Annotated in this window: 14 protein-coding genes; 5 read left to right on the top strand and 9 right to left on the bottom strand. The window is 60.2% G+C overall.

The window, feature by feature from the left end; translation table 11 throughout:
- Positions 1-63 precede the first annotated feature (63 nt).
- Positions 64-453: a DUF2946 domain-containing protein gene (locus ACIQVE_RS02490; RefSeq protein WP_042559576.1), complete on the bottom strand. Its 390-nt coding sequence runs from the start codon at positions 451-453 to the stop codon at positions 64-66.
- A gap of 93 nt (positions 454-546) precedes the next feature.
- On the opposite strand from ACIQVE_RS02490, the gene ACIQVE_RS02485 reads away from it, so the two are divergent.
- Positions 547-987 carry a DUF3995 domain-containing protein gene (locus ACIQVE_RS02485; RefSeq protein WP_402804178.1) on the top strand — a complete coding sequence of 147 codons (441 nt, stop codon included), beginning with the start codon at positions 547-549 and terminating at the stop codon, positions 985-987.
- Between the two features lie 158 nt (positions 988-1,145).
- On the opposite strand, the gene ACIQVE_RS02480 is transcribed toward ACIQVE_RS02485, so the two are convergent.
- From ACIQVE_RS02480 to ACIQVE_RS02450, 7 genes are all read right to left on the bottom strand, one after another.
- The gene (locus ACIQVE_RS02480; protein WP_402804176.1) at positions 1,146-1,508 is read right to left on the bottom strand and encodes a Na+/H+ antiporter subunit G; all 363 of its coding nucleotides are present in this window, start codon (positions 1,506-1,508) and stop codon (positions 1,146-1,148) included.
- Positions 1,505-1,783: a K+/H+ antiporter subunit F gene (locus ACIQVE_RS02475; protein ID WP_003225959.1), complete on the bottom strand. Its 279-nt coding sequence runs from the start codon at positions 1,781-1,783 to the stop codon at positions 1,505-1,507. Before ACIQVE_RS02475 ends, ACIQVE_RS02480 begins: the two co-directional genes overlap by 4 nt.
- On the bottom strand, positions 1,780-2,268 hold the full coding sequence (locus ACIQVE_RS02470; RefSeq protein ID WP_402804173.1) for a Na+/H+ antiporter subunit E: 489 nt from the start codon (positions 2,266-2,268) through the stop codon (positions 1,780-1,782). The genes ACIQVE_RS02475 and ACIQVE_RS02470 overlap by 4 nt, the downstream gene beginning before the upstream one ends.
- The gene (locus tag ACIQVE_RS02465; RefSeq protein WP_402804171.1) at positions 2,265-3,944 is read right to left on the bottom strand and encodes a monovalent cation/H+ antiporter subunit D; all 1,680 of its coding nucleotides are present in this window, start codon (positions 3,942-3,944) and stop codon (positions 2,265-2,267) included. Before ACIQVE_RS02465 ends, ACIQVE_RS02470 begins: the two co-directional genes overlap by 4 nt.
- Complete coding sequence (locus ACIQVE_RS02460) at positions 3,941-4,285, bottom strand: Na+/H+ antiporter subunit C (protein WP_007910763.1); 345 nt, start codon at positions 4,283-4,285, stop codon at positions 3,941-3,943. The genes ACIQVE_RS02465 and ACIQVE_RS02460 overlap by 4 nt, the downstream gene beginning before the upstream one ends.
- Positions 4,285-7,203 (bottom strand): monovalent cation/H+ antiporter subunit A, encoded by a 2,919-nt coding sequence (locus ACIQVE_RS02455; RefSeq protein ID WP_402804169.1) that lies wholly within the window; start codon positions 7,201-7,203, stop codon positions 4,285-4,287. The genes ACIQVE_RS02460 and ACIQVE_RS02455 overlap by 1 nt, the downstream gene beginning before the upstream one ends.
- Positions 7,204-7,392: 189 nt before the next feature.
- The gene (locus ACIQVE_RS02450) at positions 7,393-8,328 is read right to left on the bottom strand and encodes a DMT family transporter (RefSeq protein ID WP_402804518.1); all 936 of its coding nucleotides are present in this window, start codon (positions 8,326-8,328) and stop codon (positions 7,393-7,395) included.
- An 85-nt stretch (positions 8,329-8,413) separates the two neighbouring features.
- Between ACIQVE_RS02450 and ACIQVE_RS02445 the strand changes: the two genes are divergently transcribed.
- The 3 genes from ACIQVE_RS02445 to ACIQVE_RS02435 all read left to right on the top strand — a co-directional run bounded on the left by ACIQVE_RS02445 (position 8,414) and on the right by ACIQVE_RS02435 (position 10,989).
- Positions 8,414-8,977 carry a helix-turn-helix domain-containing protein gene (locus ACIQVE_RS02445; protein WP_402804167.1) on the top strand — a complete coding sequence of 188 codons (564 nt, stop codon included), beginning with the start codon at positions 8,414-8,416 and terminating at the stop codon, positions 8,975-8,977.
- Positions 8,978-9,148: 171 nt separating this feature from the next.
- A complete protein-coding gene (locus ACIQVE_RS02440; protein ID WP_402804165.1) occupies positions 9,149-9,487 on the top strand; it encodes a hypothetical protein in 339 nt (112 codons plus the stop codon).
- Between the two features lie 80 nt (positions 9,488-9,567).
- Positions 9,568-10,989, top strand: coding sequence for an FAD/NAD(P)-binding protein (locus ACIQVE_RS02435; RefSeq protein WP_402804163.1), 1,422 nt, complete (start codon positions 9,568-9,570; stop codon positions 10,987-10,989).
- Between the two features lie 205 nt (positions 10,990-11,194).
- Here ACIQVE_RS02435 and ppnN read toward each other — a convergent pair whose 3' ends face one another.
- Complete coding sequence (ppnN, locus tag ACIQVE_RS02430; RefSeq protein ID WP_042559566.1) at positions 11,195-12,568, bottom strand: nucleotide 5'-monophosphate nucleosidase PpnN; 1,374 nt, start codon at positions 12,566-12,568, stop codon at positions 11,195-11,197.
- 226 nt (positions 12,569-12,794) lie between these two features.
- On the opposite strand from ppnN, the gene ACIQVE_RS02425 reads away from it, so the two are divergent.
- Positions 12,795-13,316, top strand: a complete 522-nt coding sequence (locus ACIQVE_RS02425; protein WP_402804161.1) for a DUF3087 family protein — start codon at positions 12,795-12,797, stop codon at positions 13,314-13,316.
- Positions 13,317-13,319: the final 3 nt, after the last annotated feature.

Here is a 13,319-nt window from a genome sequence, read left to right as displayed (position 1 = left end):
CAGCGCACAGGCAAACGCCCCGCGTTGGCGCAGTGGGCTGACAAATCAAAAAGGCAGGAACACTCAGGCGAGCGGTGGGGCGCGTGGGTTGGCCGAGGGCCAGGTGAAGCGGGCAGGGAGGTCGGCGCTGGCGATGGGTGCCAGCGGCGGGCTGTGTTGTTCCGGCAGGATCGCCAGCGTCAGGCTGGAGTTGAACGCCGGGCCCATGCCACCGCCGACAGAGCACAGCGGACAGCCGAAGGCTTTGGACAGGGTCGGCAGTTGTTCTTCGCTGGGATTGGAGGCCAGCGGCGCTTGAGTCGCCGGGTCGACTGTACAGAACTGGCCACCGATGCCGTTGAGCTGCATGCCGACCATTTGCCCGTGACCGATGCTGCAGGCGAACACGTTGAACAGGACGCAGCAATAGAGCATCCAGGCCAGCAGTGATCGATCGGAACGGGAGAATTTCATGGGGCGGAACTTTACCGTACCGCTGATCGGTCGTGCACTTGAAAAAAATGCGACTAGGATGATTTGTTCAAATCCCTTTCAAGGATTTCAACCATGACCTTTGTGTTGGCTCAATGGCTGGTGACAGTGTTTGCAGTGATCAGCCTGGTGCATGTGTACTGGGCGTTGGGTGGGCAATGGGCGGCGGTGGCGGCAGTTCCGCAAGTTCCGGTGGAAGGTTTGGTGGTTACGCTGCGACCCGCGTTCAAGCCGTCGGGCTGGATTACGTTGGTGGTGGCGGCTGCGTTACTGGCGATTGCCGCGCTGGTGTGTCTGCGGGTCGGGTGGGGCATGGAGGCAGTGCATCACAAGGCGTTGCAGTGGGTGATCAGTGTTATTGCGTTGCTGATGTTTGCCCGGGCGATTGGAGATTCGCATCTGGTGGGTTTTTTCAAGGAAGTGAAGGGTTCACGTTTTGCGCGGCTGGATACGTGGGTGTATTCGCCGTTGTGTACGGTGCTGGGGGGCGGGTTGCTGACGGTGGCTTGGGTTTGAGGCTGAGCAGATTTATTTGCTGACAGGGCCGGCCTCTTCGCGGGCAAGCCCGCTCCCACAGGATTTTGTGATGGGTACAAAATTTGTGTACGACTCAGGCCACTGTGGGAGCGGGCTTGCCCGCGAAGAGGCCAGTCCCGGCACCACAAAGTCTGAATTCAGCTACCGCTTTCTGTGCGTCGGCTACTGACTTCCGCCGGCACATCATCCCCGGCCATGCGTTTGCGGAACAACGCCGCCCGCGCCAGTAGCAACGTGGTCACCGGTACCGTGATCGCCAATAAAATCGGGATCAGCCAGGCATGCAGCACCGGCCCGGACTTCAGCGCTGAAAAGCAAATGATCGAGGCCAGCGCCACACACCATGCTCCCAGCGTCGACGCGAGTGCCGGCGGGTGCATGCGCTGAAAGTAATCCTTCATCCGCAACAACCCGAGCGCGCCGATCAGCGCGAACACGCCGCTGAGCACCAGCAGAATCGCCACCGGAATCTCAACCCATAAAGACAGTTCAGCGTTCATTCGATTACCTCGCCACGCAGCAGGAATTTCGCTAGGGCAAACGAACCGACGAAGCCGAACAACGCGATCAGCAGCGCCGCCTCAAAGTAAGTGTCACTGGAGTAGCGAATGCCCAAGGTCAGCATCATCAGCATCGCAACGATGTACAGATAGTCCAGCGCCAGTACCCGATCCTGCGCCGACGGCCCTTTGAACAGGCGGATCAGGGTCAGCACCATGGCCAGCGAGAACAGAAACAGCGTCAGCAGAATCGCGTTCGACAGTAATGGGCTCATTCGAAAATCTCCATCAACGGCCGCTCGTAAGCGCTCTTGAAGTGCTCGATGAAGTGCGCTTCGTCATCCAGATCCCATACGTGCACCAGCAGAATGCTGCGATCCAGCGCCAGTTCTGACCACACCGTGCCGGGCACAACAGTGCAGATCATCGACAACGCCGCCAGACCGTGGGCGTCACGCAGATCCAGCGGCACTTTGATAAAGCACGAACGAGGCGGGCGGCGACCTGCGTTGAGTACGCCCCAGGCCACGATCAAGTTGGACGTCACTACGTCGCGGCCAACCAGCAAAAACAGGCGCAGGATCGTCCACGGACGGCGAATACGCACTTGCTTGGGACGCAGTTTGCGCATCATCAGCGGTGCAGCGAAACCGAGTATTGCGCCGAGCAGCAGGTTGCCGGGGCTGATCGACAGGTTCAGCGTCAGCCACAAGATACACAGTGCCAATGACAGCAACGGTGCCGGAAATACACGCTTCATGGCTGCACCTCCAGCAGGGCGGCTTTGCTTTCCGGGCTTGGTACGGCGCGAGTGCCGAGCACGGCCATTACGTATTGCTGCGGATTGTTCAAAGCATCAGCAGTGGCCTGGGTGTAACGCAGCAGCGGTTCTGCCTTAAAGGTCAGGACGATGCTCAGCCCCAGCAGGAGGAAAATCGGTGCGCATTCGAGTTTGCGCAGCAGCGGTGAAGGGCGCTCTTCTGGCGTCCAGAAGCGCTGGATGCCGAGACGCGAGAACGCCATCAACGCTGCCAGCCCGGACAAAATCAGCAGCGCCAGCAACGCCCAGGCCGCGTTGGAAATCGGCGCCGCAGTGCCCAGTCCCAGCGGATTGAGTAGCGCGTTGATCAGGTTGAGTTTGCCGATGAAACCGGACAGCGGTGGCATGCCGATGATCAGCAGGGCGCAGGCGATGAAGCTCAAACCGAGAAACGCCATGGTCCAAGGGATGACCTGACCGACCACGGCTTTTTGCTCGTCGTCGAGGTTGATGCCTTTGGGCGGTTGCAGGGATTCCTGTGGTCGCGGCAGCATTTCGCTTTCGTCTTCCAGTGGAATTTCGTTGGCCGAGCGCGAACGCTCGATCAACTCGGCCAACAGGAACAGCGCACTCAACGCCAGCGTCGAGCTGACCAGATAGAACAACGCCGCACCGATCAGGTTCGGCTGAGCGAAACCGACAGCCGACAGCAGAATCCCCGCCGACACCAGAATGCTCAGGCTGGCCATGCGCTCAAGGCGTTGCGCGGCAAGAATCGCCACCGCCGCGCAGGCCATGGTCACCATGCCGCCGTAGATCAGCCAGTCGCCACCGAAGAACGCCGAGGCCCCGGCCTGCCCGGAGAACAGCAGTGTCCACAGGCGCAGCAGGGTGTAGACGCCGACCTTGGTCATGATCGCGAACATCGCCGCCACCGGTGCGCTGGCCGAAGAGTAGGCCGGCACCAGCCAGAAGTTCAGCGGCCACATGCCGGCCTTGGCCAGGAACGCTACCGAGAGAATGCCCGCACCGGCGTGCAGCAAGCCACGGTCGGCTTCCGGTACCAGCGGGATTTTCAGCGCCAGATCGGCCATGTTCAGGGTGCCGGTGACGCCATAGATCAGTGCCGCGCCGATCAGAAACAGCGACGAGGCGAGCAGGTTGATCGAAATGTAATGCAGCCCCGACGAAACCCGTGCCCGGCCCGAACCATGCAGCAACAGGCCATAAGAGGCGGCGAGCAGAACTTCGAAGAACACGAACAGGTTGAACAGGTCGGCGGTGAGGAACGCGCCATACAAACCCATCAACTGGATCTGGAATAACGCGTGGAAGCTTGATCCCGCGCCATCCCAACGGGCCATCGCGAAGAGCAAGGCGCTGACGCCAATAACCCCGGTCAGCACCAGCATCAGCGCCGACAGGCGATCGACCACCAGCACGATGCCGAACGGCGCCTGCCAGTTGCCCGGCAGGTATACGCCGATCGAGCCGGGCACGTCGGTGGTTTGCGTCCATTGCAGCAGCATCACCGAAATGAACAGGCCGAGGAGGCTGGAGAACAGGTTGATTTTCGCCTTCAGCGGCCGGTGCCGCTCGCCGAGCATCAGCATGATCGCGGCGGTCAGCAGCGGCAGCAGAATCGGTGCGGCGATCAGGTGAGTCATCGCCATCATTCTTTAGGCTCCCGGCCGTCGACATGGTCGGTGCCGGTCAGGCCGCGCGAGGCGAGCAGAACGACGAGGAACAACGCGGTCATGGCGAAGCTGATGACGATCGCGGTCAATACCAACGCCTGCGGCAGCGGGTCGGTGTAGTGCAACAAGTCCTGGGTCACGCCGTCCTTGATTACGGGCTCCTTGCCGATGAACAGGCTGCCCATACTGAAGATGAACAGGTTGACCCCATACGACAGCAGGCACAGGCCCATGACCACTTGAAATGTCCGTGGCCGCAGGATCAGCCAGACGCCGGACGCGGCAAGCACGCCGATGGCGATTGCGATGACTTCTTCCATCAGACGGCTCCTTTGCTGGCGACGGATTTGGGCAGGGACGCGTTCTTGTGACCACGCACCGATTGGTGGGCGAGGGCGGTGAGGATCAACAGCGTCGAGCCGACCACCACGCCGTACACGCCAATATCGAAGAACAGCGCGCTGGCGACATGGATGTCACCCAGCAGCGGCAAGGTGAAGTGCCAGGTGTGGGTGGTCAGAAACGGATACCCGACCACCATCGCGCCAAGCCCGGTGGCCGTGGCGAACAGCAAGCCCGTGCCCATCCAGCGCAGTGGTCGCAGACTCATTTGCGCCTCGACCCACTGCGTACCGGCGACCATGTATTGCAGGATGAACGCCACCGACATCACCAGTCCGGCGACAAATCCGCCGCCCGGCTGATTGTGTCCGCGCATGAACAGGTAGAACGACACCACCAGCGCAATCGGCAACAGCAGACGCACGAGCACCGCCGGCACCATCATGAAGCCGAGCGCGGTGTCGCTGGCCGAACGCGGGTTGACCAGATCGGTGACCACGTCCGGTGCCAGCAAGCGCTGCTGGGCCGGCAGTTGCAGGCTTTCTTTCGGAGGGCGGAAGCGGCGCAGCAGGGCGAACACGGTCAACGCCACAGCGACCAGTACGGTGATTTCTCCAAGAGTGTCGAAACCACGGAAGTCCACCAGCATCACGTTGACCACATTGCTGCCACCGCCCTCGGGCAGGGCGCGACTGAGGTAGAACGAGGAAATGTGATTCGGCGTTTGCCGCGTGAGCATTGCGTAGGACAGCAGCGCCATGCCGGCGCCGACCGCAATCGACAGCAGCAGGTCGCGCAGACGACGTATACGCGCCTTGCGCAGGGTGCGGGGCAGTGGCGAGACTTCTTCGATCCGTCGTGGCAGCCAGCGCAGACCGAGCAGAATCAGCACGGTGGTCACCACTTCAACGGCCAATTGGGTCAGCGCCAGATCCGGTGCGGAGAACCAGACGAAGGTCACGCAGGTCATCAAGCCGCAGACGCTGACCATGGTCAGGGCGGCGAGACGGTGATACTTGGCCTGCCACGCGGCACCGAGGGCGCAGGCAATCGCCAGCAGCCACAGGGTCACGAAAACGATTGAGCCCGCAATCTTCGGCCGGTCGCCCCAGCTCAGGCTGCTGTGCAGCATCGGGATGAGGCCGGCGAGCACCGCCGCCAACACCACCAGGAACAATTGCATTTGCAAGCGACGGGTGCCGAGTCGGCGCTCCACGCGCCGGGCCATGCGCATCACCACCACCAGGCTGCGCTCGAACAGACGCTTGCCATTAAAGCGGCCCACCAGCGGAGGATATTTGAAACGGCCGTGTTTTAACTGATTGCGCAGCAACAGGTAGAGCACGATGCCACCGGACATGGCGATCAGACTCATGATCATCGGTGCGTTCAGGCCGTGCCAGATCGCCAGGCTGTACTCCGGCAAGGTGCCGCCCACTACGGGCAGTGCGGCGGCGGCGAGTAACGGGCCGACCACTTGTGCCGGAAAGATCCCCACGATCAGGCAGGTGAACACCAGCAACTCGACAGGGGCACGCATCCAGCGTGGCGGTTCGTGCGGGGTGTGGGGCAGGTCGGTGGCGGTTGGGCCGAAAAACACATCGACGGTGAAGCGCAGGGAGTAGGCGACGCTGAATGTCCCCGCGATGGTTGCGACAATCGGCAATGCGGCTTCGACCCACGCCGTGGCATTGATGAACACGGTTTCGGCGAAGAACATCTCTTTCGACAGGAAGCCGTTAAGCAATGGCACGCCGGCCATCGAGGCGCTGGCCACCATCGCCAGCGTCGCGGTGAATGGGATCAGTTTGATCAGACCGCTGAGCTTGCGTATGTCGCGGGTGCCGCTCTCGTGGTCGATGATGCCCGCAGCCATGAACAGCGAGGCCTTGAACGTGGCGTGGTTGAGGATATGGAATACCGCCGCGACGGCGGCCAGCGGACTGTTCAGGCCCAGCAGCAAAGTAATGAGGCCCAGGTGGCTGATGGTCGAGTAGGCCAGCAGACCTTTGAGGTCGTTCTGGAACATTGCGCAATATGCGCCGAGCAACAGCGTACACGCGCCAGCGCCGCTGACGATGTAGAACCATTCTTCACTGCCGGACAGCGATGGCCACAGACGTGCGAGCAGGAAAACCCCGGCCTTGACCATGGTTGCCGAATGCAGATACGCCGAGACGGGCGTGGGCGCTGCCATGGCGTGGGGCAGCCAGAAGTGGAAGGGGAACTGGGCGCTTTTGCTCAGTGCGCCAATGAGAATGAGGGGTAGAAGAATAGGGTAGAGGGTATGTGCGCGAATCAGATCGCCGGCGGCCAGGACCCTGTCGAGGTCGTAGCTGCCGACCACATGGCCGAGAATCATGACCCCCGCCAGCAGGCATAGTCCGCCGGCGCCTGTGACCATCAGCGCCATGTAGGCGCCACGGCGGGCATCGGAGCGGTGGTGCCAGTAACCAATCAGCAGAAAAGAGAAGAGGCTGGTCAGCTCCCAAAAGAACACGATCTGGATGAGGTTACCGGAGATTACCAGTCCAAGCATGGCACCCATGAACGCCAGGAAAAACGCGAAGAATCGCGGCACCGGGTCATCCGGCGACATGTAGTAGCGGGCATATAAAGAGACGAGTGTGCCGATCCCCAGCACCAGCATCGAGAACAGCCAGGCGAAGCCGTCCATGCGCAGGACGAAGTTCAGCCCAAGGCTGGGCAGCCACATGAACTCTTCACGGATCACGCCGCCATGGGCGATTTGCGGGTACAACAGCGCAACCTGGACGGTGCCGATCAGAGCGACCAGGCCTGCCAACAGGGATTCGGTATTACGCGCGTTGTGTGGCAGCACCGCTGCCAGACAGCTGCCAATGAATGGCAGAAGCAGTAGAACTATCAGGGACATAGGCTTCTAATCTGCGGAAGTTTGTGAAGCATCATACGTGCCAGCTCCCCGATCACCAAACGCCAGGATGTCTCAGAATCCTACAAAGTAGTCTGGAATTAACTGTTTGGCATTGTTTCCGGGGAGGGACGTTGCCTGCGGGTGGCCTGTTCGCGATGGCGAATTTTCCAACAGCGCAGACATATCAATTCAACCCTGAGTTTTCTGTTCCAGTTCAGTTTCGGCTTCAGCCGCCTTACCCTTGGTCTTCAACTCACTGACAATCACCGCCGCCACAATCAACCCGGCGCCCACCAGGGCAATCGCCGGCAAACGCTCGCCAGCAAGCCGCCCGACAATCCCTGCCCACACCGGCTCACCGGCATAGATCAGCGTCGCTCGAGTCGGTGAAACACTCTTCTGCGCCCAGTTCATTGCCACCTGAATGGCCGCACTCGCCGCGCCCAGGCCCAAAGCCGTTGCCAGCAGCAGCCAGGAAAAATCCGGAAGCGCTTCGCCAGTCGGCACCACCATCAAAAATGACAACACCGACGTCGTTGCCAGTTGCACCACCGTCACCCGGCGCACATCAACCTGGCCGGCGTAGGTGCTGATCAAAATGATTTCGGCGGCAATGGCAATGGCGCTGATCAGTGTGGCGATTTCACCGGGGCTGAAATTCAGCGAGGCGCCGGACGGCCCCGACAACAGCATCAATCCGGTAAACGCCAGCATGATGCCCATGCTCGGCATCAAACCCGGTCGTCGCCCCAGCACTAGCCATTGCAGCAGTGGCACGAATGGCACATACAGCGCGGTAATGAACGCGGACTGACTGCTCGCAATCGTCTGCAAGCCGACCGTCTGCAAGCCGTAACCGAGCATGATCGCCACGCCAATGAAGGCGCCTGCCTTGAGTTCGAACAGGGTCAGCTCACGCAGGTGCCGCCATGAGAACAGCGCCACGATGGCCGCTGCGGCGGCAAAGCGCAGGCCGACGAAGAACATCGGGCCGCTGACGGTCATCGCATGCTGCACCAGCAAAAAGGTGCCGCCCCAGACCATGGTGATCAGCACCAGCACGCACTCGGCCTTGCTGAAGCGGGAGAAACGAGGGGAGGTGTCGGGGCGATTCACTGACGTCAGGTCCTTGCACGCGGGAGAAAGAGCGACGCACAATGCGCCAAATGTTGCGCAGTATACTGCCCAACCCCACCGAGTGAGCAATATAGTGCACAAAGATTCCAGCCAACGCGCCTCCGTCCTGCAACACGTCAGCCAGAACGTCCGGCGTTTGCGGCACGCTGCCGACATGAGCCAGACCGCGCTGGCGGCAAAATCCGGTGTCAGTCGGCGGATGCTGGTGGCAATCGAGGCGGGCGAAAAGAACGTCAGCCTGACCACCCTCGATCGCGTCGCCGAAGCACTCGACGTTGCCTTCAGCGATTTGATTCAGGCCCCCGACGCGCGCGACCCGAGCCGCATCAACGAAGTGGCGTGGGCCGGAAGCATCCCCGGCAGCAAAGCCGTCTTGCTGTCGAAGGCCACCGCCACCCGCGAAGTCGAGCAGTGGGAATGGTGCCTGCAACCGGGCGAGGTCTATCCGTCACAACCGGATGCCGATGGCTGGAGCGAACAGATTTATGTGTTCGAGGGTTGCCTGACCTTGATGCTTGGCGATCATGCGCAGCAGATCGGCACGGGGGAGTTCTTCATGTTTGCCAGCAACCAGCCGCATGCCTATAGAAATGATGGGGAAGTGGCGGCGCGGTTTGTACGTAATGTGGTGATTTGATTCGAGCCTGCCGTCCGTCGGCTATACGTCTGTACCTGTAATTTCTGACAGTAGACGAGATCGGTCCTCCAGCGTTTGATGAGCGTGCCGATGGGCGAGTCAATTGCTCGCGGAAACGCTTCCATGATTGCGATGGACAAATTTCAGTAATACTTCAGAAGGAATTGAGAGATGAGTAATTTATCGAAGCAGGTGCCTAAGGCATTGATGATCAAAGAAGCCAATGGCCTCGAGATCTCAATGAGAGACGTTCCTAATGGTGCAACAGCCGTCATTCCCAAGCCGGACCGAGAGTATGACAGGGACTTCATTCAGCTATTGGTAGGAGAACATAAGGCTGAGCATTTTCTCGGAGATGTTCAGGACAGGACTTATGAGTTTTCGGTACCCAAGGAATGGTTACTCGATTCCGCGGGGGAGGAAAAACCGCTGGTCTTCACATATGTGTTATTCGTGGCTGGTACAAACCCGTGGTCTTCGGAACCTATCGCATACAAAATAACGCACTAAGAAATATCGAGTGATAAAAATGCTCGATCGGAGTAAACCGGTCGAGCATTTTGGTCGTTTCAGGGTGGGAGAAGGTTAAGTTGTCATTGATCGGGCAGGAAACGGCTAGCCAGCGTTACGCAGACATCCTGATCATCGGCGGCGGCCTTAGCGGCACGATGCTGGCGGTGCAATTGTTGCGTCGGCCAGGTCACCGCAAGATTCTGATCATTGAACCGCGCGCGGAACTCGGCCGTGGTGAGGCTTACAGTGCGGTGGAGTTGGGCCATACGCTCAATGGCAATGCGGCGCGGATGAGCGTCGATCCGGATAACCCGGATGACCTGACGCAATGGCTGGCCGAGCACATCGCTGCGGGCGGCTGGCCCGAGTCTGCCGAGCAGCAGGTGCCGGTCAGTGAACTGTTCCCGCCGCGCGGATTGTTCGGTGTCTACGTGCAGCAGCGGTTAGCCGAAGCACGTGAGGTCGGAGCGCAATACGGTTCAACCGTCGAACACATCCGCGCAGAAGCCATCGACCTGCAAACCGAGGCCGATTCGGTGCAGCTCACTTTGAGCGACGGCCAACAATTGCACGGCGCATACGCAGTGCTCGCCACCGGCATGTTCCCCGCCGCGCGCACACCGCAGAAGGCGTCCAGTGGTCTCAACGCTGCCGCGCTGGATCCGTGGGATGTCGCAGCCATGCGCCAACTCGATGCGCAATCGACCGTGCTGATCATCGGTTCCGGCCTGACCATGGTCGATGCCGTGGTGTCGCTGGAGCAGGCCGGGCATCGTGGGCCGATTGAAGTCTTTTCCCGTCATGGCCTGCTACCTCATGTGCGTCGACAACCGCCGGGCTGGGTGGATTTCCTTGCTGAAGACCACGGCATTCGTTCCCCCCGACAGTTACTGCGCGAGCTGCGACGACATTGTCGCGACGCCATCGCACAAGGCATCGATTGGCAAGCGCCGCTGGACACGGTGCGTGCGCACATCGGCCGACTGTGGAATCAGGCGACTGACGTGCAGCGTCGACAATTCGTACATCATGTGCGGCCGTGGTGGGAGAGCCATCATCATCGTTCGCCTCCGCTGAGTGCGCAGCTGATTGAGCGTCTGCAAGGCGAAGGGCGATTGCGGATTCACGCTGCTTCGTTCAAAGGGCTTGAGCCTTGCGCGCAGGGTGGCGTGAGTGTTCGCATCCGTCGGCGGGGTGAAGCGCAAACGGGCGTGGTGCATGGCGGGGCGCTGATCAACTCCAGCGGCATTGAATATGACTGGCGTCGAGTGGCGCGACCGCTTCCGCAACAGTTGCTGGCGCGGGGGCTGGTGCAGCCAGGGCCGTTGGCGCTGGGGATTGCAGCTGCGATTGACGGAGCTGTTGTGGACGAACACGGGCAAGCAGCGAATCGTTTATTCGCGATGGGCCCGCCGTTGCGCGGGATGTGGTGGGAGAGTACGGCGGTGACGGATGTGGCGTTGCAGGCGAAGGCATTGGCGGTGCGGTTGACGGATTGAGAGGGTCTGCCGGGTTGAGGGTGTACGTTCGGCCGTCATCGCTGGCAAGCCAGCTCCCACAGGGTCTTGCGTTGAGCACAAGATCTTTGCCTGACACAAATTCCTGGAGCTGCGGCACGCTGCGATCTTTTGATCTTGTTTTTAAAGGTCAAAATCAAAAGATTGCAGCGTGCCGCAGCTCCTTGGGGGATCGTGTGGCTGAATGTTACGCCACCACTCGATAGCACGGCACATACGCCGCGCCGCCCGGCAGTTTCATCCGGTGCTGGGCGACGAAGGCTTTGAGTAGCGCGTCGAGCGGTTGCATGATCGCTGCATCGCCGCGGATCTGGTACGGGCCGTGTTCCTCGATCAGGCGAATGCCCTTGTCCTTGACGTTACCGGCCACGATCCCGGAGAACGCCCGGCGCAGGTTGGCCGCGAGTTCATGCGGTGGCTGGTCGCGGTGCAGTTTGAGGTTGGCCATGTTCTCGTGGGTCGGATCGAACGGACGCTGGAAGCCCTCGTCGATCTTCAGCAGCCAGTTGAAGTGGAACGCGTCGTTACGCTCGCGACGGAACTGCTTCACGGCTTTCAGGCCCTGGGTCATCTGGCGCGCGACTTCAGTCGGGTCGTCGATGATGATTTCGTAGTGCTGCTTGGCTGCTTCGCCAAGGGTCGCGATGACGAATGCGTCGAGCTGCTCCAGATACGGCGCAGCATGTTTCGGCCCGGTCAGGATTACCGGGAACGGCAGGCCCTCGTTGTCCGGATGCATGAGAATGCCCAGCAGATAGAGGAACTCTTCCGCCGTACCGGCGCCGCCCGGGAAAATGATGATGCCATGGCCGACACGCACGAACGCTTCCAGACGTTTTTCTATGTCCGGCAGGATCACCAGCTCATTGACGATCGGGTTTGGCGCTTCGGCAGCGATGATGCCCGGCTCGGTCAGACCGAGGTAGCGACCGCCGTGAATACGCTGTTTGGCGTGGGCGATGGTCGCGCCTTTCATCGGGCCCTTCATCACGCCGGGGCCGCAGCCGGTGCAGATGTCGAGGCTGCGCAGGCCCAGTTCGTGGCCGACTTTCTTGGTGTATTTGTATTCTTCGGTGTTGATCGAGTGACCGCCCCAACACACGACGATTTTCGGCTCGACACCCGGGCGCAGGGTGCGGGCATTGCGCAGCAGGTGGAAGACGTAGTCGCTGATGCCTTGCGAGGTGCTCAGATCGATGCGTTGGCTGTCGAGTTCGTTTTCGGTGTAGACGATGTCACGCAGGGCGCTGAACAGCATTTCTCGGGTGCTGGCGATCATTTCGCCGTCGACGAAGGCGTCGGCCGGAGCGTTCAGCAGCTCGAGGCGCACGCCGCGATCCTGCTGGTGAATGCGGATCTCGAAATCTTTGTAGGCTTCAAGAATGGTCTTGGCGTTATCAACATGAGCGCCGGTGTTGAGGATGGCCAGGGCGCACTGGCGGAACAGGGTATAGGTGCTGCCGGATCCGGCTTCGCTCAGTTGCTGAACTTCACGTTGAGAAAGGGTTTCCAGGCTGCCTTTGGGGCTGACCGAAGCATTGATTACGTGTCGTTGGGTCATGCAATGATCCTTAAAACGATGTCATCCCAGAACCAGGCGAATGGCATCCGAATAGTGTGTATCCATGAATGAAGATGGCACGATCTGCGCTGTACCGCCATGTCCCCGTTGGATGATGAAAAGATGAAAAGGGGCCCCAGCATAGCTAAATCCAGCGTAGAGGCGATAATGCCCGGGCTCGTTTTTCTGTTGCACCTTTTTTTCTCGCTCAAGGAAGTCATTTGTGATGTTCGAGATTCAGCCAATGGACGCCGCCACTTTTCGCCAACAGACCCGCCGCAGCACGCTGATCATCGCCGTGCTGTTCCTGGTGCTGGCGATGTTGTTTTCAACGGTGGCGGTGCAGGTGTTCGGAGAACCTGGCGGCGATAACCTGCGGTTTAATGTCGGCGGGGTTTTTCTGGCATTTTTGCTGACGGCGGCGTTGTTGCGTGGGCGCTTCTGGAATCAGAGCTGGATGGCGCCGGCGGTCTATAGCTGGCGGCTCAAGCGCAATTTGATGAGCGTCACCAATGTGATGCATCAGGTGACGGCGGCAGTGGAAACGAATGACCTGATCGCGATGAAAGTGCTGCGCTTCTATCATCAAGGGCTGACGCAGATGCATGAACTGGACGGTAACTCCAGTGATCATGCGCAGTTGCATCGCGAAGTCGAGCAGCACAAGGAGCGGATGCAGGCGCTGGGTCTTGATATCGACCAGCCACGCCTTGATCCGGCGTGGCTGGAGGCCTTGAAACCGCGTTAATGT

Origin of the sequence: Pseudomonas sp. NPDC098747 (genome assembly GCF_044760045.1) — a bacterium.
Taxonomy (GTDB): domain Bacteria; phylum Pseudomonadota; class Gammaproteobacteria; order Pseudomonadales; family Pseudomonadaceae; genus Aquipseudomonas.
This window is presented reverse-complemented; position numbering and strand designations above follow the sequence as displayed.